This is a genomic window from Streptomyces sp. NBC_00669 (assembly GCF_036226785.1).
In the GTDB taxonomy this organism is placed as follows: domain Bacteria; phylum Actinomycetota; class Actinomycetes; order Streptomycetales; family Streptomycetaceae; genus Actinacidiphila.
This window is the reverse complement of the sequence record NZ_CP109018.1, coordinates 3,720,105-3,742,563: the sequence shown is the minus strand read 5'-3', so window position 1 is coordinate 3,742,563 and position 22,459 is coordinate 3,720,105. Positions and strand designations below refer to the sequence as shown.

At 70.9% G+C, this 22,459-nt stretch carries 28 protein-coding genes and 3 tRNA genes; 23 read left to right on the top strand and 8 right to left on the bottom strand.

The features are described from left to right. Positions 1-3 precede the first annotated feature (3 nt). The 3 genes from OG896_RS15325 to OG896_RS15315 are packed head-to-tail and all read left to right on the top strand — an operon-like array spanning position 4 to position 1,655. Positions 4-426, top strand: coding sequence for a roadblock/LC7 domain-containing protein (locus OG896_RS15325; RefSeq protein WP_328468007.1), 423 nt, complete (start codon positions 4-6; stop codon positions 424-426). A 49-nt stretch (positions 427-475) separates the two neighbouring features. After that, the gene (locus tag OG896_RS15320; RefSeq protein ID WP_402447201.1) at positions 476-835 is read left to right on the top strand and encodes a DUF742 domain-containing protein; all 360 of its coding nucleotides are present in this window, start codon (positions 476-478) and stop codon (positions 833-835) included. 52 nt (positions 836-887) lie between these two features. Beyond that, positions 888-1,655 carry a class I SAM-dependent methyltransferase gene (locus OG896_RS15315; protein WP_329365869.1) on the top strand — a complete coding sequence of 256 codons (768 nt, stop codon included), beginning with the start codon at positions 888-890 and terminating at the stop codon, positions 1,653-1,655. 119 nt (positions 1,656-1,774) lie between these two features. Here OG896_RS15315 and OG896_RS15310 read toward each other — a convergent pair whose 3' ends face one another. Both OG896_RS15310 and OG896_RS15305 read right to left on the bottom strand, forming a co-directional pair. Beyond that, positions 1,775-2,437, bottom strand: a complete 663-nt coding sequence (locus OG896_RS15310) for an NAD(P)H-binding protein (RefSeq protein ID WP_329365866.1) — start codon at positions 2,435-2,437, stop codon at positions 1,775-1,777. A gap of 9 nt (positions 2,438-2,446) precedes the next feature. Continuing rightward, the gene (locus OG896_RS15305) at positions 2,447-3,802 is read right to left on the bottom strand and encodes an amidohydrolase family protein (RefSeq protein WP_329365864.1); all 1,356 of its coding nucleotides are present in this window, start codon (positions 3,800-3,802) and stop codon (positions 2,447-2,449) included. Between the two features lie 367 nt (positions 3,803-4,169). On the opposite strand from OG896_RS15305, the gene OG896_RS15300 reads away from it, so the two are divergent. The 8 genes from OG896_RS15300 to OG896_RS15265 all read left to right on the top strand — a co-directional run bounded on the left by OG896_RS15300 (position 4,170) and on the right by OG896_RS15265 (position 9,456). Further along, positions 4,170-4,242 (top strand) — tRNA-Thr (locus OG896_RS15300). 46 nt (positions 4,243-4,288) lie between these two features. Beyond that, positions 4,289-4,361: transfer RNA gene (locus OG896_RS15295), tRNA-Met, on the top strand. An 84-nt stretch (positions 4,362-4,445) separates the two neighbouring features. Then, positions 4,446-4,610, top strand: coding sequence for a 50S ribosomal protein L33 (rpmG, locus tag OG896_RS15290; protein ID WP_004571794.1), 165 nt, complete (start codon positions 4,446-4,448; stop codon positions 4,608-4,610). A gap of 248 nt (positions 4,611-4,858) precedes the next feature. Further along, the gene (locus OG896_RS15285; RefSeq protein ID WP_329365862.1) at positions 4,859-5,350 is read left to right on the top strand and encodes a MaoC family dehydratase N-terminal domain-containing protein; all 492 of its coding nucleotides are present in this window, start codon (positions 4,859-4,861) and stop codon (positions 5,348-5,350) included. Continuing rightward, a complete protein-coding gene (locus tag OG896_RS15280) occupies positions 5,350-5,778 on the top strand; it encodes a MaoC family dehydratase (protein WP_329365861.1) in 429 nt (142 codons plus the stop codon). Before OG896_RS15285 ends, OG896_RS15280 begins: the two co-directional genes overlap by 1 nt. A gap of 363 nt (positions 5,779-6,141) precedes the next feature. Then, positions 6,142-6,687, top strand: coding sequence for a TetR/AcrR family transcriptional regulator (locus OG896_RS15275; protein ID WP_329365859.1), 546 nt, complete (start codon positions 6,142-6,144; stop codon positions 6,685-6,687). A gap of 119 nt (positions 6,688-6,806) precedes the next feature. Then, positions 6,807-8,300 carry a DHA2 family efflux MFS transporter permease subunit gene (locus OG896_RS15270; protein WP_329365857.1) on the top strand — a complete coding sequence of 498 codons (1,494 nt, stop codon included), beginning with the start codon at positions 6,807-6,809 and terminating at the stop codon, positions 8,298-8,300. Positions 8,301-8,400: 100 nt separating this feature from the next. Continuing rightward, complete coding sequence (locus OG896_RS15265; RefSeq protein WP_329374027.1) at positions 8,401-9,456, top strand: UDP-N-acetylmuramate dehydrogenase; 1,056 nt, start codon at positions 8,401-8,403, stop codon at positions 9,454-9,456. Between the two features lie 168 nt (positions 9,457-9,624). Here the strand turns inward: OG896_RS15265 and OG896_RS15260 are convergent, their stop codons facing one another. Continuing rightward, positions 9,625-10,659 carry an adenosine deaminase gene (locus OG896_RS15260; protein ID WP_329365855.1) on the bottom strand — a complete coding sequence of 345 codons (1,035 nt, stop codon included), beginning with the start codon at positions 10,657-10,659 and terminating at the stop codon, positions 9,625-9,627. Between the two features lie 140 nt (positions 10,660-10,799). Then, positions 10,800-12,050 (bottom strand): pyridoxal phosphate-dependent aminotransferase, encoded by a 1,251-nt coding sequence (locus OG896_RS15255; protein WP_329365853.1) that lies wholly within the window; start codon positions 12,048-12,050, stop codon positions 10,800-10,802. A 163-nt stretch (positions 12,051-12,213) separates the two neighbouring features. Here OG896_RS15255 and OG896_RS15250 point away from each other — a divergent pair. The 3 genes from OG896_RS15250 to nusG all read left to right on the top strand — a co-directional run bounded on the left by OG896_RS15250 (position 12,214) and on the right by nusG (position 13,744). Continuing rightward, positions 12,214-12,286, top strand: a tRNA-Trp gene (locus tag OG896_RS15250). Positions 12,287-12,392: 106 nt separating this feature from the next. Further along, positions 12,393-12,674 (top strand): preprotein translocase subunit SecE, encoded by a 282-nt coding sequence (secE, locus tag OG896_RS15245; protein ID WP_202235495.1) that lies wholly within the window; start codon positions 12,393-12,395, stop codon positions 12,672-12,674. Between the two features lie 89 nt (positions 12,675-12,763). Next, on the top strand, positions 12,764-13,744 hold the full coding sequence (nusG, locus tag OG896_RS15240) for a transcription termination/antitermination protein NusG (RefSeq protein ID WP_329365851.1): 981 nt from the start codon (positions 12,764-12,766) through the stop codon (positions 13,742-13,744). A 112-nt stretch (positions 13,745-13,856) separates the two neighbouring features. Here the strand turns inward: nusG and OG896_RS15235 are convergent, their stop codons facing one another. The 3 genes from OG896_RS15235 to OG896_RS15225 form a co-directional block, all read right to left on the bottom strand. Then, complete coding sequence (locus OG896_RS15235; RefSeq protein WP_329374025.1) at positions 13,857-14,594, bottom strand: SGNH/GDSL hydrolase family protein; 738 nt, start codon at positions 14,592-14,594, stop codon at positions 13,857-13,859. 352 nt (positions 14,595-14,946) lie between these two features. Continuing rightward, positions 14,947-15,609 (bottom strand): DUF1707 SHOCT-like domain-containing protein, encoded by a 663-nt coding sequence (locus tag OG896_RS15230; RefSeq protein ID WP_329365850.1) that lies wholly within the window; start codon positions 15,607-15,609, stop codon positions 14,947-14,949. Positions 15,610-15,656: 47 nt separating this feature from the next. After that, entirely contained in the window at positions 15,657-16,307 is a 651-nt protein-coding gene (locus OG896_RS15225) for a hypothetical protein (RefSeq protein ID WP_329365849.1), read from the bottom strand. Between the two features lie 228 nt (positions 16,308-16,535). Here OG896_RS15225 and OG896_RS15220 point away from each other — a divergent pair, with 228 nt between their 5' ends. The 7 genes from OG896_RS15220 to OG896_RS15190 all read left to right on the top strand — a co-directional run bounded on the left by OG896_RS15220 (position 16,536) and on the right by OG896_RS15190 (position 20,154). Next, positions 16,536-17,399 (top strand): helix-turn-helix domain-containing protein, encoded by an 864-nt coding sequence (locus OG896_RS15220; protein ID WP_329365847.1) that lies wholly within the window; start codon positions 16,536-16,538, stop codon positions 17,397-17,399. A 5-nt stretch (positions 17,400-17,404) separates the two neighbouring features. Beyond that, positions 17,405-17,629: a DUF397 domain-containing protein gene (locus tag OG896_RS15215; RefSeq protein WP_329365845.1), complete on the top strand. Its 225-nt coding sequence runs from the start codon at positions 17,405-17,407 to the stop codon at positions 17,627-17,629. Positions 17,630-17,720: 91 nt separating this feature from the next. After that, positions 17,721-17,990 (top strand): DUF397 domain-containing protein, encoded by a 270-nt coding sequence (locus OG896_RS15210; RefSeq protein ID WP_329365843.1) that lies wholly within the window; start codon positions 17,721-17,723, stop codon positions 17,988-17,990. 92 nt (positions 17,991-18,082) lie between these two features. Next, positions 18,083-18,295 carry a DUF397 domain-containing protein gene (locus tag OG896_RS15205; protein ID WP_329365840.1) on the top strand — a complete coding sequence of 71 codons (213 nt, stop codon included), beginning with the start codon at positions 18,083-18,085 and terminating at the stop codon, positions 18,293-18,295. 136 nt (positions 18,296-18,431) lie between these two features. After that, positions 18,432-19,094: a hypothetical protein gene (locus OG896_RS15200; RefSeq protein ID WP_329365838.1), complete on the top strand. Its 663-nt coding sequence runs from the start codon at positions 18,432-18,434 to the stop codon at positions 19,092-19,094. Positions 19,095-19,540: 446 nt separating this feature from the next. Further along, complete coding sequence (locus tag OG896_RS15195) at positions 19,541-19,903, top strand: hypothetical protein (RefSeq protein ID WP_329365836.1); 363 nt, start codon at positions 19,541-19,543, stop codon at positions 19,901-19,903. Continuing rightward, positions 19,900-20,154, top strand: a complete 255-nt coding sequence (locus OG896_RS15190) for a type II toxin-antitoxin system RelE family toxin (RefSeq protein ID WP_329365834.1) — start codon at positions 19,900-19,902, stop codon at positions 20,152-20,154. The genes OG896_RS15195 and OG896_RS15190 overlap by 4 nt, the downstream gene beginning before the upstream one ends. Before the next feature lie 61 nt (positions 20,155-20,215). Here OG896_RS15190 and OG896_RS15185 read toward each other — a convergent pair whose 3' ends face one another. Continuing rightward, positions 20,216-20,632: a VOC family protein gene (locus OG896_RS15185; protein ID WP_329365832.1), complete on the bottom strand. Its 417-nt coding sequence runs from the start codon at positions 20,630-20,632 to the stop codon at positions 20,216-20,218. A 127-nt stretch (positions 20,633-20,759) separates the two neighbouring features. Between OG896_RS15185 and OG896_RS15180 the strand changes: the two genes are divergently transcribed. Together OG896_RS15180 and rplK are read left to right on the top strand one after the other, a co-directional pair. After that, positions 20,760-21,809 (top strand): helix-turn-helix transcriptional regulator, encoded by a 1,050-nt coding sequence (locus tag OG896_RS15180; protein ID WP_329365830.1) that lies wholly within the window; start codon positions 20,760-20,762, stop codon positions 21,807-21,809. Positions 21,810-21,936: 127 nt separating this feature from the next. Beyond that, positions 21,937-22,371, top strand: coding sequence for a 50S ribosomal protein L11 (rplK, locus tag OG896_RS15175; RefSeq protein WP_103886934.1), 435 nt, complete (start codon positions 21,937-21,939; stop codon positions 22,369-22,371). Positions 22,372-22,459 lie beyond the last annotated feature (88 nt).

The window sequence follows — 22,459 nt, the reverse complement described above, 5'->3', positions numbered from 1 at the left end:
CCCATGAGCGATCTGAGCACCGAAGCGCAGAACCTGAACTGGCTCATCGCCAACTTCGTCAAGCAGGTGCCGGGGGTCGCGCACGCGGTGGTCGTCTCCTCGGACGGAGTTCAGCTGCTGGCCTCGGCGTCCATGCCCAAGGACCGGGGCGACCAACTCGCCGCGATGGCCTCGGGACTGGCGAGCCTGACGCAGGGGGCGGCCACGCTCTTCGAGGCCGGCGCGGTCACCCAGACCGTGGTGGACATGCTGAACGGTTTCCTCTTCCTGACCTCGATCAGCGACGGCTCCGTCCTGGTGGTGCTCGCCGCGCCCACCTGCGACATGAAGGTCGTCGGTTACGAGATGACCTTGCTGGTCGAACGGACCGGCGACGTGCTCACCCCCGCCGTGCGCCGAGAGCTGCAGAGCGCGCTGGCCGGCTGAGGCCCGGCGCGATCAGCCGTCCGCGTCACACCCGGAAGGATGTGCGTTCGTGAGTGCAGACCGCAGGCGCAACTCGTCGCCCTTCGTACGCCCGTACGCCGTCACGCGCGGACGCACCACGGCGCGGACCGACTTCGCGCTCGAGGCGCTGGTCAGCACCACCGCACGCGCCTGGGAGAACGGGGTACGGCTGTTCCCCGAGCAGCAGGCGATCTGCCGGCTGTGCCTGAACCTGACCTCGGTGGCCGAGATCTCCGCGCTGCTGCACATCCCGCTCGGCGTCACGCGCGTCCTGGTGGGCGACCTGGCCGAGAGCGGCCTCGTCAACGTCCAGCAGCCGGGCCATGAGGGGGGACGGCCGGACGTCACCCTGCTGGAGAGGGTGCTCACCGGCCTGCGCGGCCTGTGAGTTCCCGCCCGGCGCCCACCTTCCCGGGCCACGCGACAACCTAGGGAGTGCCATGTCCCAACTGCCCGAGCTCGCGGTGTCCTTCGGTGCCGCGGCGCAGGACTACGACCGCTACCGGACGGCGCCGCCGGCCCAGGCGCTCGACTGGCTGCTGCCCGCGGACTGCGCCTCGGTCCTCGACCTGGGCGCCGGCACCGGCCTGCTGACCCGTCAACTCGCCGACCGCGCCGCCGAGGTCGTGGCGGTCGAGCCCGACGCCCGCATGCGCGAGGTGCTGGCCGCCGCCTGTCCGCGGGCGACGGTGCTGGAGGGGACCGGCGAGCACATCCCGCTGCCCGACGCCCGGGTCGACGCGGTCACGATCTCCGCGGCGTGGCACTGGATGGACCCGGCGGTCGCGCTCCCGGAGATCGCCCGGGTGCTCAAGCCGGGCGGGACGCTCGGCATCCTGTACACGCGCCGGGACCGGCGGGTGCCGTGGCTCGACCGCCTGGACGCCTACGTGCACGACGAGATGGGGACCGACGACCGGGTCGGCGACCTGATCGGGCGGATGAACGACGGGCCGTGGCTGCCGGACGGCGTGCCCTTCACCGAACCGGAGCCCCACGCCGACACCTGGACCGCCGCGATGAGCGCCGAGGAGGTGACCGCCATGTTCGCCACCTACAGCAGGTTCATCGCGCTGCCGGCCGACCGGAAGCGGGAACTGGCGGCCCGGATCGAGGCGAAGGTCCGCGAGACGGCGGAGATACGGGACGACCTGGTCCGGCTGCCCCTGGTCTGCTACTCCTGGCGCACCCGGCGGACCGGCTCCTGACGCGCGGACCCTTCCTGGAGCGCGCACAGTCCCCCTGACTCAGGGACCCTCTCCTGACTTAGCGGGGCTCCGGACCGCGTGACCCGGCCCCTGACTCCCGCCGACTCCCGGTCACGGCACTAGCTGCCGGACGCCACCGCGCGCACCGCCTCCGCCACCGGGTCGGGCCCCGCGATCAGCTCCAGGGTCAGCCCGGCCGTGCCCGGCACCGTCAGCAGCTCCGCCAGCACCGCCGCCACGTCGTCCCGCGGCACCGAGCCGCGCCCGGTGGACGCGGCGAGGTGGACCCGTCCGGTGCCGCTGTCGTTCGTCAGGGCACCCGGGCGCAGGATCGTCCACTCCAGCCCCTTCCGGGCCCGCACCGCGTCGTCCGCCGCGCCCTTCGCCCGCAGGTATGCCGTGAAGACCGGGTCCACACCGGTCGCCTCCGCGTCCGCGCCCATGGACGAGACCACCAGGAAGCGCCGTACCCCGGCCCGCTCGGCCGCGTCCGCGAGGAGCACGGCCGCGCCCCGGTCCACCGTCTGCTTGCGCTCCGCCCCGGAGCCCGCGCCGGCGCCCGCCGCGAACACCGCCGCGTCGGCGCCTTCCAGCACCGCCGCCACCTGCTCCAACGTCGCCGACTCCAGGTCGAGTACGACCGGTTCCGCGCCCACCGCCCGCAGGTCGTCAGCCTGGGCGGCGTTCCGGATCAACCCGGCCGCGCTGTCCCCGCGCCCGCTCAGCAGCCGTTCGAGCCGCAGCGCGATCTGTCCGTGTCCACCAGCGATCACCGTACGCATGCCGCGACGCTACGCCTCGCGGTGCGCCTGACGCGGGAGGTCGAGGGTCGCGTCGCCCGCCGAGTCGCAGTACTCGCGTACCGCGCTGGTCCGGGAGACCACCCGGCCGCGGTGGATCACGATCCGGCTGTAGGCCAGCGAGAGCACGCCGGCCAGGCTCTCCCCGCGCACCGCGAGCAACTCGGCCGGGAAGCCCGCCTCCACGCGTACCTCCGGCAGCCCGAGCACCGCCCGGGCCTCGGCGCTCACCAGGTCGTACGCCCGCGGGGGAGGGCACTCGCCGTGCGAGGCCAGCAGGTAGGCCGCCTCCAGCGGGTCGCCGCGGCCGACCGGGTTGGCCAGGTCGCAGAGCGCGCCGCTGCCCGCGGTGACCCGTACTCCCGCCGCGCGCAGCGCGCGGACGGCGGTGAGCGGCGCCAGCGGGCGGACGGAGGCGGCGGCACGGGCGGCCGGGGTGTCCGGCGCGGGCGCGCAGCGGTCCAGGGCGCCGCAGCCGCCCTGGGGGAGTGCGACGACGGAGACGCCCGCGGCGGCCAGCCGGTCGGCGGTGCGCGCCACCCCGTCAGGACCCTGCGCGGCCAGGCCGTGGCAGGGGCCGAGGGTGACGCCGGGCCGCAGCCCGCCGGCCATCGCGGCCAGCCGGGCCATCCGCGCCGGGTCGTCGGCGGCGGTGTGCAGGTCGACCGGCAGCCCGAACTCGGCGGCCAGCGCCAGCACCGCCTCGGTGTAGCCGCTCGGGTCCGGGTCGAGGTCCGGGCAGCCGCCCACCGCGGAAGCGCCCATCTTCAGCGCGTCCCGCAGCATCGCCAGGCCGTCCGCCCCCGCGGCGCCGGTCAGCACCCTGGGCACGGCCACCGCCTGCACGTCGAGCAGCCCGCGCAGCGACTGCCGGGCCTGGAGCACCGCCTCCAGCGAGCGCAGCCCGCGGACGTCGCCGATCCGTACGTGGCTGCGCACCGCCGTGGCGCCGTGGCCGAGTTGGAGCAGCGCGGCCTCGGTGGCGCGGCGCTGGACGTCCTCGGTGTCGCCGGAGGGCGGGCCGCCGGCGGTGAGCGCAAAGTCCAGGTGCGCGTGCGGCTCGGCGGGCGCGGGCAGCAGGAGGTAGCCGCGCAGGTCGATCCGGGCACCGCGCTCGATCCGGCCGCCCCGGTCGGGACGGTCGGGACGGTCGGGGGTCCGCTCGCCGCCGAGGCCGCCGCCGCGGTCGGGGCGTTCCGCGGACACGGCGAGGCTGCCCGCGGTGCCCACGGCCTCGATCCGCGAGCCGCTCAGCCGGACGTCTACGGTCCGGCCGTCGGTGAGGCGGGCGCCGCACAGCAGCAGGGTGGCGGTCTCCGCGGTGGTGCCGCGGGAACTGTCGGTCATCGCGCTCCTCCGGTACGGGCCTTGCGAGCGGTGGGAGGCAGGATCACGGGACAGGAAGACGGACGATCATCTGCAGATCACGGAAGATGATCGGTGAGCAGGACATACGGCATGATCACGCACTCCGAGCGTAGGGCGCCGGACGGCGAGGTCCTGGCAGGAGCGCATTAGTCGTACCGGCCGGGGTCGCGCCAAACGTCCTGCGCACGGGCCGGTTCACCGGCCGCGCACCGGCCTGGGCGCGGTACGCGAAAGGGTGCCGACAGGCCCCGGGCGAGGCGCGGTTCGGGTGTCCGCCAGGTCCGATGTGCCCTGCCGGATACGGATTTCACGTATCGCTGCGGAGCGTGTAATGTCTTCCTCGCTCGCCCCAATAGCTCAGTCGGTAGAGCGTCTCCATGGTAAGGAGAAGGTCTACGGTTCGATTCCGTATTGGGGCTCTGATGGATCGCACCCCCGTCGTTTCGGCGGGGGCCGGTTCGTCGAGGCGGCGTAGCTCAGTCGGTAGAGCAAGCGGCTCATAATCGCTGTGTCACCGGTTCAAGTCCGGTCGCCGCTACTCTCCGTAGCCGATTGCGGGTTCGGTCCCTCGATCGGCTACTCTTTCTGTGTTCATAACACCCGTTCGTCAAGGAGCACTCACGTGGCCGCCACCGACGTCCGCCCTAAGATCACGCTGGCCTGCGTGGAGTGCAAGGAGCGGAACTACATCACCAAGAAGAACCGGCGCAACGACCCGGACCGTCTTGAGATGAAGAAGCACTGCCCCCGCTGCAACGCCCACACCGCGCACCGCGAGACCCGCTGACCCAGGCGGTCCCTCTCCCAGTGCCGCCGAGGCGGGGCTGTTCGCGGCAGGCCGCCGGTACCCTACGGTTCCGGCAGACCGCGACTTCGGGCTCCGCAGCGGCGGAAGCCCGGGCCAAGTCCGGCTGAAAGCTTTACCGTGAGGCCGTTCCCGTATTCCGGGGGCGGCCTCACGGCATGTCCCGACCCGCGCCGGCTCCCTCGCGCCGACCGCACTCCCGCCGACCCCATCCGTATCCGGAGGTAACGATGGCCCTCGACCCGTCCTTCGTGGGGCGGAGCTATCCGCCCAGTAGCGTCTACGAGGTCGGCCGGGAGAAGATCCGCGAGTTCGCCGAGGCGATCGGCGACCCGAATCCGGTGTACGTCGACGCCGACGCGGCCAAGGCGCTCGGCCACCCCGACGTGATCGCGCCGCCGACGTTCCCCTTCGCGATCAGCTACAAGGCGGCCGGCGTGGTGGTCCGCGACCCCGAACTCGGCCTCGACTACAGCCGGGTGGTGCACGGCGACCAGAAGTTCTCCTACCGCCGTCCGGTTCGGGCCGGCGACCGGCTCACGGTCACCTCCACGATCGACACGATCAAGTCCCTTGCGGGCAACGACGTCATCGAGATCCGCGGGGAGATCCACGACGAGTCCGGCGAGCACGTGGTGACCGCCATGACCAAGCTGGTGGCCCGCGCGGCCGAGCCGGACGACGCCGACGTGAGCGGCAGCGACAAGAGAGGGGACGTGTGATGGCCGCGGCAATCGCCTACGACGACGTCGAGGTCGGTACCGAGCTGCCCGCCCGGGAGTTCCCGGTCAGCCGGGCGACCCTCGTGCAGTACGCCGGCGCCTCGGGTGACTTCAACCCCATCCACTGGAACGAGAAGTTCGCCCGCGAGGTCGGGTTGCCCGACGTCATCGCGCACGGCATGTTCACGATGGCCGTCGCCATCCGTGTCGTCACCGACTGGACGGTCGATCCCGGCGCCGTCGAGGAGTACGGCGTCCGCTTCACCAAGCCGGTCGTCGTCCCCAACGATGACCAAGGCGCCACCGTGCACGTCGCCGCGAAGGTCGCGGCCAAACTCGATGACCGCCGCGTCCGGATCGACCTCGTCGCCACCTCCGACGGCCAGAAAGTCCTCGGCATGTCCCGTGCGGTGGTCCGCCTCACCTGACCCCCGGGCGCCCCCGCCCCCTCCGCCGAAGTCCCACCCCCCGGTGCCCGGTGCGGTGCCCTACGGTTCGTCCCCGGCTCACGGCCGGTGGTGGGTTGCCCCGTTCCCGGGGTGGCTGGATGCCGCGGAGGAGCCGCACATCCCCAGGGGCGCGGGGAACTGCGCGACAAGCCCACCACCGGCAGGCGGGCAAGCACGCACCGCACGGGGCACCCACCCAGAGCCGGCGGTCAGACGAGGACGAGGCAGCCACCCCGCAGGGGACCACACGGAACCACGACGGCGCACCCCCTCCCCGCCGACACCCCACCCGCCGAGTTGACTAGTAAGTGATTGACCACTAACTTAGTCCCCATGGCAAGGATGAGCGCCGAAGACCGACGCGCCAGCGTCATCAGCGCGGCAATGAGCGAGTTCGCCCAGGGCGGCTACAAGGGCACGTCCACCGAAGCGATCGCCCGCCGCGTAGGCGTCTCCCAGCCGTACCTGTTCCGCCTGTTCCCCAACAAGCAAGCCATGTTCATCGCGGCCGCCGAACAGTGCCTCACCCAGACCCGCGAGGTCTTCGCTCACGCCGTGGAGGACGTCCCCATCGAGGGGCGGCTGCCCGTGATGGCCGCGGCGTACCAGCAACTCCTCCGGGACGACCCGGAGAAGCTGCTGATGCAGATGCAGATGTACGCGGCGGTCGCGGCGGCCGAAGCCGCCGGCGACCACGACTTCGGCTCGACCCTCAGGACGTCCTGGCAGCAGATGTGGGACGAGGTCCGCACCGCGCTGGGCACGGACATCGACGAGACGACGCAGTTCTTCGCGTACGGAATGCTGATCAACACCTTCGTCTCGTTGGGCTTCCCGCCGGGTCACCGGAACTGGGAGGGCTTCTACGTGGAGGCGAGGCCCGAGTGACCGGGGCCGAGCGGCCCCGGTGCCGGCGGGCATATTTTTTTGACCTCGTAACTTAGTGACCAATAACTTACTATCGAGCGCGGCACCTACTGCCGGCGAACGCAACAGGGGGTAGCACGATGAGTACCGCAGAGCAGCAGCCGCAAGGCCGTACGGAGGCACCGGCACCGGACGGGAAGAAGGGGCCGGGGCTCGGGTGGGCCCTGGTCATCACGAGCGTCGCGGGTTTCATGGCCGCGCTGGACAACCTGGTCGTCACGACCGCGCTGCCCTCCATCCGCAAGAGCCTCGGGGGAGCGCTGTCGGACCTGGAGTGGACGGTGAGCGCGTACACCCTCACCTTCGCGGTGCTGCTGATGTTCGGCGCCGCGCTCGGCGACCGCTTCGGCCGGCGCCGGCTCTTCCTCGTCGGGATCACCATCTTCACCGGCGCGTCGGCCGCCGCCGCGCTCTCCTCCGGCATCGACGCGCTGATCGCCGCACGGGCGCTGCAAGGCGTGGGCGGCGCGATCATGATGCCGCTCACCCTGACCTTGCTGACCGCGGCCGTCCCGAAGGAGAAGCGCGGGATGGCGTACGGGATCTGGGGTGCCGCCAACGGCCTCGCGGTCGCCTGCGGCCCGCTGATCGGCGGCAGCCTCACCCAGCACATCTCCTGGCACTGGATCTTCTGGCTGAACGTCCCGATAGGCCTGGCCCTGCTGCCGCTGGCCCGGCTGAAGCTGCGCGAGTCCTACGCGCCCGACGCCCGGCTGGACTTCCGCGGCACCGTACTGATCAGCCTCGGCCTGTTCGGCATCGTCTACGCCCTGGTCAGCGCGAACGACCACGGCTGGAGCAGCGCCCGGGTGCTGGCCGGACTGATCGGCGGCGGCATCCTGGTGGCGGCGTTCGTCCGGCACGGCTTCACCGCGAAGCGGCCCATGGTGCCGATGCGGATGTTCGCCAACCGCGGCTTCGCGGCGACCAACGCGACCAACATGCTGATGTTCATCGGCATGTTCGGCTCGATCTTCCTGCTCAGCCAGTTCCTCCAGACCGTCGTCGGGTACGGACCCACCGAGGCGGGGCTGCGGATGCTGCCCTGGACCGGCATGCCGATGATCGTGTCGCCGTTCGCGGGCTACCTCGCCGACCGGATCGGCGGGCGGGTGGTCGTCGCCACCGGGCTGGCCTTCCAGGCCATCGGCCTCGGCTGGTACGCGTCGGTGGTCTCGACGGACGTCTCCTACGCCGCGCAACTGCCCGCGCTGATCATCAGCGGCGTCGGGATGGCGCTGTTCTTCGCCCCCGCCACCACCCTGATGATGGGCGCGGTGAAGGAGTCGGAGCAGGGCATCGCCTCCGGTACGAGCAACTCGCTGCGCGAGGTCGGCGGGGCGCTCGGCATCGCGATGCTCAGCACGATCTTCTCCTCGCACGGCGGCTACCAGTCCCCGACGGCCTTCGTGAACGGCATCACCCCGGCCCTGTGGGTCGGCGCGTCGGTCCTGGCGCTCGGGATGGTCGCGGCGCTGTGCAACCCGACGCGTCGGGCGCTCGCCGCGAAGGGCGAGGCGCCGGGCGCGGAGGGCCCGCGGGACGCGGCCGAGCCGGAGCTGAGCGCGCGGTAGAGGTAGATCCCGGCCCGGGGGCAGCCGGACACGGAGCCTGCGTTCCACGCGGGGAACAGAACGTTCCTCGCGGGGAACGTAGGCTTTCCGCGTGGATGTCGTGGATACAACGGAGAACGCCCGGCTCGCGCCGCTGACCACCTTCCGGTTGGGCGGCCCGGCCCGGCGGCTGGTGACCGCCAGGACCGACGAGGACGTGGTCGCGGCGGTACGCGAGGCGGACGCGCGCGGCGAGCCGGTCCTGCTGATCGGTGGCGGCAGCAACCTGGTGATCGCCGACGAGGGCTTCGAGGGCACCGCCGTCCGGATCGCCACCCGGGGCGTGGAGCTGCAGGGCACCGCCCTGGAGCTGGCGGCGGGCGAGGTGTGGTCCGACGCGGTGACCCGGACCGTCGAGGCGGGCCTGGCCGGGGTGGAGTGCCTGGCCGGCATCCCGGGCTCGGCCGGTGCGACACCGATCCAGAACGTGGGGGCGTACGGCCAGGAGGTGTCGTCCACGATCACCGAGGTGGTCGCGTACGACCGGCAGCGCGGCGAGGTCGTCACGCTGCCGAGCGCCGAGTGCGCGTTCGCCTACCGGTTCAGCCGTTTCAAGGCGGACCCGGCGCGGCACGTGGTGCTGCGGGTGCGGTTCGCGCTGGAGGACGCGGGCGGGCTGTCGGCGCCGCTGAAGTACGCCGAGACCGCGCGGGCGCTCGGCGTCGAGGCCGGCGACCGGGTGCCGCTCGGCAGGGCCCGCGAGACGGTGCTGGCGCTGCGGGCGGGCAAGGGGATGGTGCTCGATCCCGCGGACCACGACACCTGGTCCGCCGGGTCGTTCTTCACGAACCCGGTGCTGAGCGCGGCCGAGCACGCGGAGTTCCTGGTGCGGGTGAAGGAGCGGCTCGGCGCGGAGGTCATTCCGCCCGCGTATCCGGCCGACGCCGACCATGTGAAGACCTCCGCGGCCTGGCTGATCGACAAGGCCGGGTTCACCAAGGGGTACGGCACCGGGCCGGCCCGGATCTCCACGAAGCACACGCTGGCGCTCACGAATCGTGGTGCGGCCACCACGGCTGACCTGCTGGCGCTCGCCCGTGAGGTCCGTGACGGCGTCCACGACGCGTTCGGCGTCACGCTGGTCAACGAGCCGGTGTTCGTCGGCACGGCTCTCTGATCGCCGGGGCCTGATCGCCGGGGCCTGACCAGCGGGCCTTGACCGCCCCGGGCCGCCCCGTCCTGCCGGTTCCCGCACCTCGCGGTCGTGACGGGTTGCGCGCGCGGTTCTCCCCCCGGAGCCTCGCCTGGGAGGTGCCCCCACGCGCCCCTGAGGGACCCCGGAGGGTCAGGGGGCCGCCCACTGGGTGATGCCGGACAGGAGTCGGTCGCGGACGTCCTTGGGGGCACGGGAGGCGCGGACCGACTGGCGGGCCAGCTCCGCCAGTTCGGGGTCGGAGAAGCCGTGGGCGTCGCGGGCGAGGTCGTACTGGGCGGCGAGGCGGGAGCCGAAGAGGAGGGGGTCGTCGGCGCCGAGGGCCATGGGCACGCCGGCGTCCCAGAGGGTGCGCAGGGGGACGTCCTCGGGTTTGTCGTAGACGCCGAGGGCGACGTTGGAGGCCGGGCAGACCTCGCAGGTGATCCCGGAGTCGGCGAGGCGGCGCAGCAGGTAGGGGTCCTCGGCGGCGCGGACGCCGTGCCCGACCCGCTGGGCGTGCAGGTCGTCGAGGCAGTCGCGGACGCTGGACGGCCCGGACAGCTCGCCGCCGTGCGGTGCGGCGAGCAGGCCGCCCTCGCGGGCGATGGCGAAGGCCCGGTCGAAGTCCCTTGCCAGGCCGCGCCGTTCGTCGTTGGACAGGCCGAAACCGATCACGCCCTGGTCGGCGTAGCGGACCGCGAGGCGGGCCAGCGTGCGGGCGTCCAGCGGGTGCTTCATCCGGTTGGCGGCCACGATGACGGCCATGCCCACCCCGGTGTCGCGGGAGGCGGTCCGCACCGCGTCGAGGATGATCTCGATGGTGGGGATCAGCCCGCCGAGCCGGGGCGCGTACGAGGTCGGGTCGACCTGGATCTCCAGCCAGCCGGAGCCGTCGGCGGCGTCCTCCTCCGCGGCCTCGCGCACCAGCCGCTGGATGTCCTCGGGCGTGCGCAGGCAGGAGCGGGCGATGTCGTAGAGCCGCTGGAAGCGGAACCAGCCGCGCTCGTCGGTGGCGCGCAGCTTCGGGGGTTCGCCCGAGGTCAGCGCCTCCGGCAGGTGCACGCCGTGCTTGTCGGCCAGCTCCAGCAGAGTGGCGGGCCGCATGGACCCGGTGAAGTGCAGATGCAGATGTGCTTTGGGCAGCTCGCGGATCTCGCGTGCCGTCGTCCCTACCTCGCGTGCCATCTGTAGATCCTGCTATACGTCGGCCCCCGCCCGGAACCATTTTCTCCGAACGGGGGCTTGCCCGAAAACGCGAACGGGTGCGAACGGGCACGGAAGGCGCGCGGAACGCGCCCGGAAGCGGAGGGCGCCGAAGCAGCGGACTAGTCGGTGGCCTCGCCGAGCAGCTTCTGAATCCGGGAGACGCCCTCGACCAGGTCCTCGTCGCCGAGCGCGTAGCTCAGCCGCAGGTAGCCGGGCGTGCCGAACGCCTCACCGGGCACCACCGCGACCTCGGCCTCGTCGAGGATCAGGGCGGACAGCTCCACCGAGGTCTGCGGGCGCTTGCCGCGGATCTCCTTGCCGAGCAGGGCCTTCACCGACGGGTAGGCGTAGAAGGCGCCCTCGGGGACCGGGCAGAGCACGCCGTCGATCTCGTTGAGCATCCGGACGATGGTCTGCCGGCGGTGGTCGAACGCGGCGCGCATCTCGGCGACCGCGGACAGGTCGCCGCTCACCGCGGCGAGCGCGGCGACCTGCGCCACGTTGTTGACGTTGGAGGTGGCGTGCGACTGGAGGTTCGCGGCGGCCTTGACCACGTCCTTGGGGCCGACGATCCACCCGACCCGCCAGCCGGTCATCGCGTACGTCTTGGCGACGCCATTGACCACCAGGCACTTGTCGCGCAGCTCGGGCACGATCGCGGGCAGCGAGGTGAACTTCGCGTCGCCGTAGACCAGGTGCTCGTAGATCTCGTCGGTGAGCACCCACAGGCCGTGCTCGACCGCCCAGCGGCCGATCTCCTCGGTCTCGGCCTCGCCGTACACCGCGCCGGTCGGGTTCGACGGGGAGACGAAGAGCAGCACCTTGGTCCGCTCGGTGCGGGCCGCCTCCAGCTGCTCGACCGACACCCGGTAGCCGGTGGTCTCGTCGGCGACGACCTCGACCGGCACGCCGCCCGCGAGCCGGATCGACTCGGGGTAGGTGGTCCAGTACGGAGCGGGCACGATGACCTCGTCGCCCGGGTCGAGGATCGCGGCGAACGCCTCGTAGATCGCCTGCTTCCCGCCGTTGGTGACCAGGACCTGCGAGGCGTCCACCTCGTAGCCGGAGTCGCGGAGCGTCTTGGCGGCGATGGCGGCCTTCAGCTCGGGCAGGCCGCCGGCCGGCGTGTAGCGGTGGTACTTCGGGTTCCGGCACGCTTCCACGGCCGCCTCGACGATGTAGTCGGGGGTGGGGAAGTCGGGCTCGCCGGCGCCGAAGCCGATCACCGGACGCCCGGCGGCCTTGAGGGCCTTGGCCTTGGCGTCCACGGCCAGCGTCGCGGATTCGGAGATCGCCCCGACGCGGGCCGATACCCGCCGGTCGGTGGCGGACGGTGCGGAGGGTGTGGCGGAGGGAGTGGCTGCGCTCATGACTGCATCGTCCCAGACCCGGCCCGGGCCCGGCACCTGTGTTGGCCGGGCCCGTTCGGCTCTTTCGGGTGCAAGGCGTTCGACGGGGCGGCCCGGACCACGTACACTCATCGGTCGGTGGCCTTCCCGTCGTACCGTTGCGGTACGTTGGGGGTGTCAGCGTAGGGTCGTAGCTCAATTGGCAGAGCACTGGTCTCCAAAACCAGGGGTTGTGGGTTCGAGTCCCTCCGACCCTGCTCCACACGTCCGACGGTGGGCGTGGGCGCAGGTAGCAGACAGAAGCACTCGCCGTACCGCGCGACGGGCGCGGCATGGCCACGACCCGGAGTCAGGTGAGGACGAGTGACTGAGATCACGGACTCCGTTGAGGTCCCTGCTGAGGACGACAAGGAGACCGACAAGAAGCCCCGCCGCGGTGGTAAGCGCGGCAAGAAAGGCCCGCTCGGTCGTCTCGCGCTCTTCTACCGTCAGATCGTCGCCGAACTGCGCAAGGTCGTCTGGCCGAGCCGCAATGACCTGTCGACGTACACCACTGTGGTGATTGTGTTCGTTGTCGTCGTCATCGCGTTCGTCAGCGTGGTTGACTACGGTTTCGAGAAGCTTGTCTCGTACGTCTTCGGATGAGCCTTCCCTCGTAACCGCGGCCCGCTCCGGATTCCACGGCGGCGAGCCGTATGTCCCACCCTTTGAGAAGTCAGGAAGAAGCAGTCACCGTGTCTGACCCGAACGTGCACGATGCCGACGTCGCCGACGAGTCCGTGCAGGACGAGGACTCCGCACTCGACATCGTCGACGCTGCCGACGGCGACATCGACGAGGCCGAGGCTGCGGACCTGGCCGCGGGGGAGCCTGCCGAGCAGGGCGCGGTGCACGACGTGGACCCCGAGGCCCCCGAGAAGGCCGAGGAAGCCGCTGACGACGACCTGGGCCAGGCGGACGCGGTAGCCGCGAACGCCGCCGCTCACGCCGAAGAGGCTGACGACGAGGCCGAGGACGAGGTCGAGGACGACGAGGCGGAGGACGGCGCTGAGGACGACGCCGACGCCGAGGAGGCCGCTGACGCTGCCCCCGCCGCCGAGCCGGTCGACGCGGTCGCCGCGTTCCGCGAGGAGCTGCGCACGCTGCCCGGCGAGTGGTACGTCATCCACACCTACGCCGGCTACGAGAACCGCGTGAAGTCCAACCTTGAGCAGCGCGCCGTCTCGCTCAACGTCGAGGAGTACATCTACCAGGCCGAAGTGCCCCAGGAAGAAGTAGTCCAGATCAAGAACGGCGACCGGAAGACCATCCGGCAGAACAAGCTCCCCGGCTACGTTCTGGTTCGCATGGACCTCACCAACGAGTCCTGGGGCGTCGTCCGCAACACCCCCGGCGTCACCGGCTTCGTCGGCAACGCCTACGACCCCTACCCGCTGACGCTGGACGAGATCGTCAAGATGCTCGCCCCCGAGGTGGAGGCCGCGGCCGAGGCCGCCGCGATCGCCGAGGGCACCGCCCAGCCGCGCAAGGTCGAGGTCCAGGTGCTGGACTTCGAGGTCGGCGACTCGGTCACCGTCACCGACGGCCCCTTCGCCACCCTCCAGGCGACGATCAACGAGATCAACCCGGACTCCAAGAAGGTCAAGGGCCTGGTCGAGATCTTCGGCCGCGAGACCCCGGTCGAGCTCAGCTTCGACCAGATCCAGAAGAACTAGCCCCACCCGCCTTCCGAAAGAACCCCCGGCCCACGGATTTCCGTAGCCCGGGGGTTCTTTGGCGTGCGGGGGTTCTTCGGGTGGCGCGTGGGCGGTCAGGACGCGTGGGTGGTCAGGAGGCGTCGGTGGTCAGGACCGGGAGGTAGCCGTCGGCGTGGCCGGTGGCGGTGGGGTGGTAGGACTCCCAGGTCGGGCTGATGACCAGGGAGTGCAGCCAGTCGTCGCCGGAGCACAGCTCGTGGCCGTTGAAGGTGGTGCGCACGTCGCCGAAGGTGAAGCCGTGCGCGGCGGCGCGGGCGGCGATGGTGGAGTCGATCAGGTCGGCGGCCTCGTTGAGCTTGTTGTGCTTGGTCGCGCTGAGGCCGAGGCAGAGCGTGTTGAGCTTGTACAGGTGCGGGTAGTCGAGGACGACGACCTTCGCGGAGGGCGCCTTCGCGCTGATCGCGCTGTAGACGGCGTCCAGCCGGCCCGGAAGCGTGTTCTGGATGTAGCTCTCGGCGGTGTTGACCCGGCTGACGCAGGTGTCGTCGGACCCGGTCACGCAGGTGGTGATCACGTCGGAGAAGCCCGCGTCATCGCCGCCGACGGTGACGCTCACCAGACCGGTCGAGGCGTTCAGAGAACCGAGCTGGTTGTTGATCACGTCCGTGGTCACCGCACCGGAGCACGCGGCGAACGTGAACGAGGACGGGCTGTGCGCGCCGGCCCACAGGGCAGGGTAGGCGCTGTTGCTCCGGTGGCAGTCACCACTGGAACTGATGTAGTTTCCGGCGCCGTTGCCGGCCGCGTACGAGTCGCCCAGTGCGACGTACGCCGGTCCGGCAGCTTGCGCAGGGGCCGCCAGCAACATCGCTGCCACCAGGGCGAATGCCACGGCGGCAAGGGCGGTCAGGGACTTGGTCAGTCTCACGAAACCTCCAAGGGCAGGATCGCTGCGACACCTTGGTACCGCGCGGTAGCTTCGCTTGGGAAGTGTCCATGCCAAGAATTCTCCCCGCGTAGACCTGAGTGTCAGTCAGTGGTACCCGAGAAGCAGGTGTGTTGGGGAGCGGCACGTGAGACGCGTGGGGGCGCACTGGGGTGTTAGGGGGTCGTGCTGGGGTACGGGGTTGCGGCAGGGCGATGCCGGGCGCCGTGCCGAAGGTTCAGCCTGGGGTGCGAGGTTGTGGGAATGCGCCAAAGGGCGGCGCCGTGCCGACGGTTCAGCCGTCGGTCCGCTGCTTGCGGCGGGAGACCACTTCGGTGAACGACCGCCGGGGCGGCCGCGCGGTGATGTCGCCGCCGCGGGACTCGCCGGCAAGCCGTACCCGCAGGATCGTCGGGCTCTCCGGCTCGGCCGGGCGGATCTTGATCTCGCCGCTGCCGCGTTCCAGCCCGTCGGTGTCGACGACGATCCCCGGCCTGGTCACCAGCAGCAGGTTCCCGCCGACCCGCAGATTGAGGTCCACGTCAAGGGTGTTGTGGGTGATGACCGCGTCCGTGAAGTCGAGCTTCGCCTCGCAGAACATCAGACGGATCTCCATCCGGCGCGGCACCAGCCAGCGGCCGGCCCGCGAGACGTCCCCGAACCGCTGGTCGATCCGGATCAGCTCGGCGGCCTGAGGCGGCATCCCGTCGGAGGGCAAATCCGCGGTGAGCCGGGCGAGTTCGCCGACGGTGCGCGAGGACAGCGCGGCGTCCAGCCGCTCGTCCAGCTCCTCCGCGGTGATCCGCCCGTCGCCCGCGGCCACTTGGAGGATCTCCACGACCTGGTCCCGTTCCCGATCGGACGCCCGCAGATCCGGTGCCCGCAGGTCCGGCGCCCGCAGGTCCGGCGCCGCACTTCGCCCGGGTACTCCATCGACGGGCCCGGCTTCATCAGTCATGCGGGCAATTCTGCTGCGCGGACCGAGGCCCGGGCAACGTACGGCGTTCAGGTGCAGCGGGTGAGTTCCAGGGCGAGTTGGGAGGCGAGGAACCAGGGAGCCGCCTCCCGGTCGCCGTAGGGCATGTACGTGTCCGCGGAGTTGACCAGGGCGCCGGTGGGGGAGGGGGTGACGAAGCCGCCGAAGACGCCCCAGACACGGGGTTTGCGGGAGCGGACGTAGAGGGGCGCCGCGAGGTGGGGGCAGTGGCGTACGGCCAACTCCGCGCAGGGGTGGCAGATCGGCGGCTTCGTGGTCAACGTGCCCTCGATCGGCTCCGGTTCGGCGCAGCCCTCCTCTCCCGGCGGCGCGGCCGGCATCAGAAAGAGCCAGCCCTTGGCCGTACGGTCCGCCGGCCCCCCGCACACCTGGCACAACTTGCACAGCGCGGCGACCCGTTGGCGGTGGGAGCTCATCGCGCGGTAGTCGGGCCGCCCGACCCCCACGGCCTCACCCATCCGGGCCCACAGCACCCCGTGCCCGTCCCGATCCGCGGCGACCTCGTCCTCGTACGCCAACCCCGAACCGTCCGGCTTCACGACCAGCCCCGCGGTGCTGACGGATTCCCCGCTCCAGCGGGCCACATACGGCACGGGCAGTTCCCGGGGCCCCCACGTAAGGAGGCCGGGCGGGGCGGAAGTGGTCGCGGTACGGGGCATGGGTAGCTCCTTTGTGCGAGGGCGGCTGGGTGGCTTTCGCGGGGTGCGTGACCTCCGACCCCTCCAGACTGCGCAGTTTGCGATGGGCGGCGCAACGAAATCCGCTCGTTTCACTGCGAAGCGCATAGTCGGTTGCATATGCTCTACGTGACTCGTTAAGTGCTCTGCGTCAGATTCGTCGGGCTCGCGGAGCGTTCGACTGCACTCACTGCTTGGGGAGGACGACTCATGGCGGCGCCAACAGGGCCCACTGTTCGACGCGTACAACTAGGCGCGGAACTGCGTAGGTTGCGCGAGAAGGCCGGGCTCACCCTGGTCGACGCTGTGGATGGACTGGCCCTGTCAACCACGAAGGTCCATCGTGTGGAGAACGGCCTGACCGCGTTCAAGTCGACTGCCGAACTGCGTCTGCTGCTCGATCGCTACGGCGTTGAGGACGAAGAGGACATCGAGTTCCTGGTCGAGATCCAGCGGGACTCGCTCAATCGCGGTTGGTGGTCGCAGTATCGGAGTGTGCTGCCGTCCGGCATGGAGATGTACGTCGGTCTGGAGACCGGCGCGCGCACTATCCGGGCATGGCAACCAACCGTGGTGGTGGGCCTCTTGCAGACCGAGGGTTATGTCCGCGAGATGCTCCAAGCGGCGAAGCCCGTTGAGGAAACGACGACCGAGTTCGTCGAGCGCATGATCCAACTGCGGATGGAACGCAAGGAGCGGCTGATCGGCAGGGCCAACGGCCTGGAGCTGTGGGCCATTGTGGACGAGGCCGCGTTGCGCCGGGTGATTGGCGGACCGGACACGATGCGGGAGCAGTACGAGGAGATCATCCGCTTGACGAAATTGGATAATGTGACGGTTCAGATCCTCCCGCTGGCCAGCGCCACCTATCGCTCCAGCGTCAACTTCACCCTGCTGGAGTTCGGCGATCCGAAACTCACGGTTGTTCAGACCGACGTGCCGGAGGGATCGAACGTCAGCGACAAGGACACGACGACTTGGGCCTACACCCGCAGGTTCGACGCTTTGCGAGCTGGCGCCCTGCCTCCGGGCGAGACGCCGACCTTCCTGCACCGACTAGCCGGAAAGATCTGATCACTATGACGCACCGCACGGCCCCTGACCTCGCGCTCGACGTTGACTGGTTCACGTCGTCCTACAGTCAGGAACAGGGCAACGCCTGCATAGAGGTCGCCGATCTCGCCCCCACCGGGCAGGTGGCCGTGCGGGACTCGAAGGACAAGGCCGGCCCGGCCCTGTTCTTCCCGACGGAGTCGTTCGCCGCGTTCGTGGATGCCGTGCGGGACGGTAGTTTCGGCGCTTGACCGTAGGGCCGGATCTGGCCTAGGTCCGGTGCGTGACCCGACCTCACACTGTGGGGGCGGGTCATTTCGCATGCGGATCGAGGAGGTCGCGGTGCCTAAGCGCGTCGCTCCTGAAGGCGCCTGGTTCAAGTCGTCCTACAGCGGAGAGACGGGCAACAACTGCGTGGAGGTTGCTGCCTGGTTCAAGTCCTCCTACAGCCAGGAAACGGCCAACGCCTGCATAGAGGTCGCCGATCTCGCCCCCACCGGGCAGGTGGCCGTGCGGGACTCGAAGGACAAGGCCGGCCCGGCCCTGCTCTTCCCGACGGAGTCGTTCGCCGCGTTCGTGGCTGCCGTGCGGGACGGTTGTTTCGACGCTTGATCGGAGGGCCGAATCCGGCCTCGTCCGGTGCGTAGCCCGCCCTCACACTGTTGGGGGGCAGGTCAGTTCGCATACCGATCGAGGAGGTCGCGGTGCCGAAGCACGTTGTTCCAGAGGGCGCCTGGTTCAAGTCGTCCTACAGCCAGGACAACGGCACCAATTGCGTCGAGGTCGCCGATCTCGCCTCCACCGGGCAGGTGGCCGTGCGGGACTCGAAGGACAAGGCCGGCCCGGCCCTGCTCTTCCCGACGGAGTCGTTCGCCGCGTTCGTGGCTGCCGTGCGTGGTGGGCGGTTCGGCGGCTGAGCCGCTCGGGAAGCGCCCCCTCCCTTCCACTTTCCGACAACTGCCCTCCCAGAACAAGACTGCAGTTTTCACGGTCAAACCAGGACACTTGCTCGCGGGGGCGGTGGCACGCGCCGCTTCCGACGGGAGGTGCCGTATGGCAGAGATCTGGGACCCGCACGGCAGCCTGCACCGGATGCTGTGGATCGGGGGAGCGCAGTGGTGCGGGAAGAGCACCGTGTCCGAACTCCTCGCCCGTGAACTCGGGTTGACGGTGTACCACTACGACTACCACGATGCTCGCGGCCACCAGGACCGCAGGGTCGCGCGGCGGGTCGCGCGGGGGGAACCGCTGGGGGAGCGGACACCCGACGAGAGGTGGGTGGGCCGGAGTCCGCGGGAGATGGTCGAGGAGACGCTGGCCGGGTTCCCGGTGCGGTTCGCGTGGGTGCTGGACGACCTGCGCGCGCTGTACACGGGCCGCCCGGCGATCGCCGAAGGCTGGGGGTTGCGGCCGGAGTTGGTCGCGCCGCTCCTCGACTCACCCGGGCGGATGGTCGTGCTCGTCCCGACGGAGGACTTCCGGCAGCACCAGATCCGTACGTTCCCGCGCGCGGGCCGGCTCGGCGTTACAGTCCGCGACCCCGACCGCGCGCAGGCCAACCGGGTCGCCCGTGACCGTATGGTCGCCGAGGACGCGGCTCGCCACGCCCGCCGGCTCGGCATCCGCGTCATCGAGATCGACGGCTCGCTCGACGCAGTGGGGGTGGCCGCGGAAGTGGCCGAGCAGTTCGCGCCGTACCTGGAGCTGTACGCGTAGGGCTGCCGGTTGTCGGAGGTCGCGTTGCGGCGGGCCGGTCGATGACCCGAGGCTGACGTGGTGCCGCCGTGGTGAAGCGGAACGTCTACTTCACGGCGCGCCGTCGGCGCGTTCGGCGAACAGGTGGTCCGCAAGGTGCGCGCGGGCTTTCCGTACGGTCACCGTGTCCTCGGTCGTGGAGTAAGCGTGCGCGCATCCGTGTACACGGGCTTCGGTGTGCGTGAGCTGTGGCCGAGTCCTTCGCTAGGTGAGCCAAGAGGCTCGGAATAAGGCTCTCATAGTCTAGAATGTGTGCCACGCCGTGGCGGCCATCCGGCAGTTCGGCCGTGTTGATCCGCGTGGGCCGGAAGTCGGCTCCGCTCACGGCCGACCGGCACACTGGAGGAGCCTTGAGATCGATGATCGCGCCATCGGAGAATGGTGCGGGCGGCGAGCGGGAGGACCACATGCCTGAGACGGATGCCTGGCGGGAAGCCGTTCGGGAGGCGGCGGAGGAACTCGGGCACCGTGACCCGGGTATCCCGCGCACCGTCGCCGGCATCCAGGATGCCTTGCGGCAAGAGCTTCGCGACGAGTTCCTCGCGGAGTTGGGGGCGCTGTCCGACGGTGTCCCCTTCGAGGTGTTCCTGGACCACTGGTGGACGCAGGTCGTGGTGGACGCCGCCACCGACGAGCAGGGCCGGGATGCCGCGCTGGATTTCGCGGACCTGGCGGTGTCGCTGCGCATCCTGAGCGACGGGCGTCCTCCGGTGCCCGCGGCCGAGGTCGAGGCCCTGATCAATTCCTTCGGCACGGCGGAGGCCCAGTGAGGTACACGATCATCTGGGAACGCGCGGCCAAGGACGGGATCAACCGACTGCGTCAGAGGGACGGCGACGCGGTGAAGCCGTTCGTCCGGGCCATCAACGGCTTAGCCGTGAACCCGGAGCCACCGGAGAGCAGCAAACTCGGCGGGTCGCGCGTCCGTCGGCTGCGCGTCGGCAGATACCGGGCGACTTACGAAGTCGACGGCGACAGGATTGCCGTTCACCTGGTCCTGGTGGGCAGCGTCCCCGCGTAACTGCCCTTCGGGCGCAGGAGTCAGGGTGGAATCCCGCCTCGGCCCAGCCGCACCCGGGCCGCTACTCCCCGGACGGCCGGCCGAACTTCGCGAGGGCGGCGTCGGTGACGGGGGTGAAGAAGTTGACGAGGTTGCCGTCGGGGTCGCGGAAGAGGAGTGCGCGGTTGCCCCAGGGCATCGTGGTGGGCTCGTTGACGAAATCCGCTTCGTCGATGAAGCCGGCGAGGTCGCGGTAGATGGCGTCCACGTCGTCGACGAGGAACTCGATGATGACGCTGCGGTTGGCGGCGGGCTCGGCGGAGCCGGGGGCGAAGAGGGGGACGGTGCGGGTGCTGCCGATGGCGAGGGTGGCCGCGGAGGTGCGGATCTCGGCGAAGTCCTCGGTGGCCCAGTCGGCCGGTACCCCGGTGACGCGCTCGTAGAAGGCGACGAGGCGGGCGATGTCGTGGGTGATGACGCGGATCGAGACGAGGTTCATGGGGTCGCTCCGTAAGTAGTCGGGGGCCGTCGGTGGCGGCGGGTTCGGCACCGGTCGGTGCCCCTGACCACACGCTAGGACGGATACCGGGCAGAATCCGCCCGCTATCCGGGGGAGAATCGGGGGCATGGCCCGACCCATCGCCCGCGTGCTCACCCTGCTGGAACTCCTCCAGTCCGGCGGCATCCGCACCGTGGGCGAGCTGGCCGACCGGCTCGGCGTGGACGAGCGCACCGTGCGGCGCTACGTCGACCACCTGCTCGACCTCGACGTGCCCGTCGAATCGGTCCGCGGCCGCTACGGCGGCTACCGGCTCGGCCCCGGCTACCGCATGCCCCCGCTCATGCTGAACGACGACGAGGCGCTCGCCGTACTCCTCGGCCTGGTGGCGGGGCGCCGGGCCGGCCTGACCACGGCCGCGGGTGCGGGCGCGGGCGCGGGCGCGGCGAGCGAGGCGGCGGCCGGCGAGACCGCGGCGGCCAAGATCCGGCGGGTGCTGCCCGAGCGGCTCCGGGCCCGGCTCGACACCGTGCTCGGCTCCCTCGCCTTCACCGGGCCGGGCGGCGAGGAAGCGGCGGTGCCGGACACCACCGTCCTGCTCGCGCTCGCCGACGCGGTGAGCCACCACCGCCCGGTCGCCCTCCGCTACACCACCGCCGGCGGCCGGCGCGGCGAGCGCACCCTGCGCCCGTACGGCCTCGTCGCCCACGCGGGCCGGTGGTACGTCACGGGCGCGGCCGAGCCGAGCGGCGAGGACCGTACGTTCCGGTTGGACCGCATCGCGGACGTACGCACCCTGCCCGGCGCGTTCGAGCCGCCCGCCGACGTCGATCCGGCCGCGCGCGTGCTGACCGGCCTCGCCACGGCGCCGTACCGGTACGAGGTGGTGCTGCGGATCGCGGGCACCACCGAGCAGATCCGCACCCGCCTGCCCGCGTCAGTCGCGGTCGTGACGGCGCCGCCGACCCCGCCGACCTCGGCGAGCGGCCCGGACGACCCCGCCCACTGGCCCCGCGTCGAGCTGCACGTGGAACGGCTGGACTGGCTGCCCGGCGTACTCGCCTCGCTCGACCTGCCGTTCGCCATCGAGCGCCCCGACGAACTCCGCGCCCTGGTCACCGCCCTGTCCGACCGCCTCCACCACTCGGCCCACCGCCCCCCGCCCGGGGTGACGTAACCGCATCGCGGCCGCCGCCGCATGGTGCCGGGGCTTACGATTTCAGGGCGCGCCCCGATACCCGCTATCGTGGTGCGGTATGCCTGCTCGCAGGCATGAACACTCTCAACAAGACCCGGAGAGAGCAATGCCTCCCAAGAAGAAGAAGGTCACGGGGCTGATCAAGCTCCAGATCAACGCCGGTGCGGCCAACCCGGCGCCGCCGGTGGGCCCCGCGCTGGGCCAGCACGGCGTGAACATCATGGAGTTCTGCAAGGCCTACAACGCGGCCACCGAGTCGCAGCGCGGCATGGTGATCCCGGTGGAGATCACGGTCTACGAGGACCGTACCTTCACGTTCATCACCAAGACCCCGCCGGCCGCGAAGCTCATCCTGAAGGCCGCGGGCGTGGAGAAGGGCTCCGGCGAGCCGCACGTCAAGAAGGTCGCCTCGCTCAGCCGTGAGCAGGTGCGGGAGATCGCCACCACCAAGCTCCCCGACCTGAACGCGAACGACCTGGACGCCGCGGAGAAGATCATCGCGGGTACGGCTCGTTCCATGGGCATCACCGTCCAGGGCTGACGCCTCGCTCACGGGTACCCGCCGACGCGGCGGCCCGGAGCACCCCCCGGCAGTGAGTGGCAGGGCCTGCTCGGCTCGGACCACGACT

Bases quoted from the DNA above. Each gene is read 5' to 3' on its own strand.
- OG896_RS15325 (WP_328468007.1), top strand. From the start codon at position 4: ATGAGCGATCTGAGCACCGAAGCGCAGAACCTGAACTGGCTCATCGCC.
- OG896_RS15315 (WP_329365869.1), top strand. From the start codon at position 888: ATGTCCCAACTGCCCGAGCTCGCGGTGTCCTTCGGTGCCGCGGCGCAG.
- OG896_RS15310 (WP_329365866.1), bottom strand. From the start codon at position 2,437: ATGCGTACGGTGATCGCTGGTGGACACGGACAGATCGCGCTGCGGCTC.
- OG896_RS15305 (WP_329365864.1), bottom strand. From the start codon at position 3,802: ATGACCGACAGTTCCCGCGGCACCACCGCGGAGACCGCCACCCTGCTG.
- OG896_RS15285 (WP_329365862.1), top strand. From the start codon at position 4,859: ATGGCCCTCGACCCGTCCTTCGTGGGGCGGAGCTATCCGCCCAGTAGC.
- OG896_RS15280 (WP_329365861.1), top strand. From the start codon at position 5,350: ATGGCCGCGGCAATCGCCTACGACGACGTCGAGGTCGGTACCGAGCTG.
- OG896_RS15275 (WP_329365859.1), top strand. From the start codon at position 6,142: ATGAGCGCCGAAGACCGACGCGCCAGCGTCATCAGCGCGGCAATGAGC.
- OG896_RS15270 (WP_329365857.1), top strand. From the start codon at position 6,807: ATGAGTACCGCAGAGCAGCAGCCGCAAGGCCGTACGGAGGCACCGGCA.
- OG896_RS15260 (WP_329365855.1), bottom strand. From the start codon at position 10,659: ATGGCACGCGAGGTAGGGACGACGGCACGCGAGATCCGCGAGCTGCCC.
- OG896_RS15255 (WP_329365853.1), bottom strand. From the start codon at position 12,050: ATGAGCGCAGCCACTCCCTCCGCCACACCCTCCGCACCGTCCGCCACC.
- OG896_RS15235 (WP_329374025.1), bottom strand. From the start codon at position 14,594: ATGTTGCTGGCGGCCCCTGCGCAAGCTGCCGGACCGGCGTACGTCGCA.
- OG896_RS15230 (WP_329365850.1), bottom strand. From the start codon at position 15,609: ATGACTGATGAAGCCGGGCCCGTCGATGGAGTACCCGGGCGAAGTGCG.
- OG896_RS15225 (WP_329365849.1), bottom strand. From the start codon at position 16,307: ATGCCCCGTACCGCGACCACTTCCGCCCCGCCCGGCCTCCTTACGTGG.
- OG896_RS15220 (WP_329365847.1), top strand. From the start codon at position 16,536: ATGGCGGCGCCAACAGGGCCCACTGTTCGACGCGTACAACTAGGCGCG.
- OG896_RS15215 (WP_329365845.1), top strand. From the start codon at position 17,405: ATGACGCACCGCACGGCCCCTGACCTCGCGCTCGACGTTGACTGGTTC.
- OG896_RS15200 (WP_329365838.1), top strand. From the start codon at position 18,432: ATGGCAGAGATCTGGGACCCGCACGGCAGCCTGCACCGGATGCTGTGG.
- OG896_RS15195 (WP_329365836.1), top strand. From the start codon at position 19,541: ATGCCTGAGACGGATGCCTGGCGGGAAGCCGTTCGGGAGGCGGCGGAG.
- OG896_RS15185 (WP_329365832.1), bottom strand. From the start codon at position 20,632: ATGAACCTCGTCTCGATCCGCGTCATCACCCACGACATCGCCCGCCTC.
- OG896_RS15180 (WP_329365830.1), top strand. From the start codon at position 20,760: ATGGCCCGACCCATCGCCCGCGTGCTCACCCTGCTGGAACTCCTCCAG.
- rplK (WP_103886934.1), top strand. From the start codon at position 21,937: ATGCCTCCCAAGAAGAAGAAGGTCACGGGGCTGATCAAGCTCCAGATC.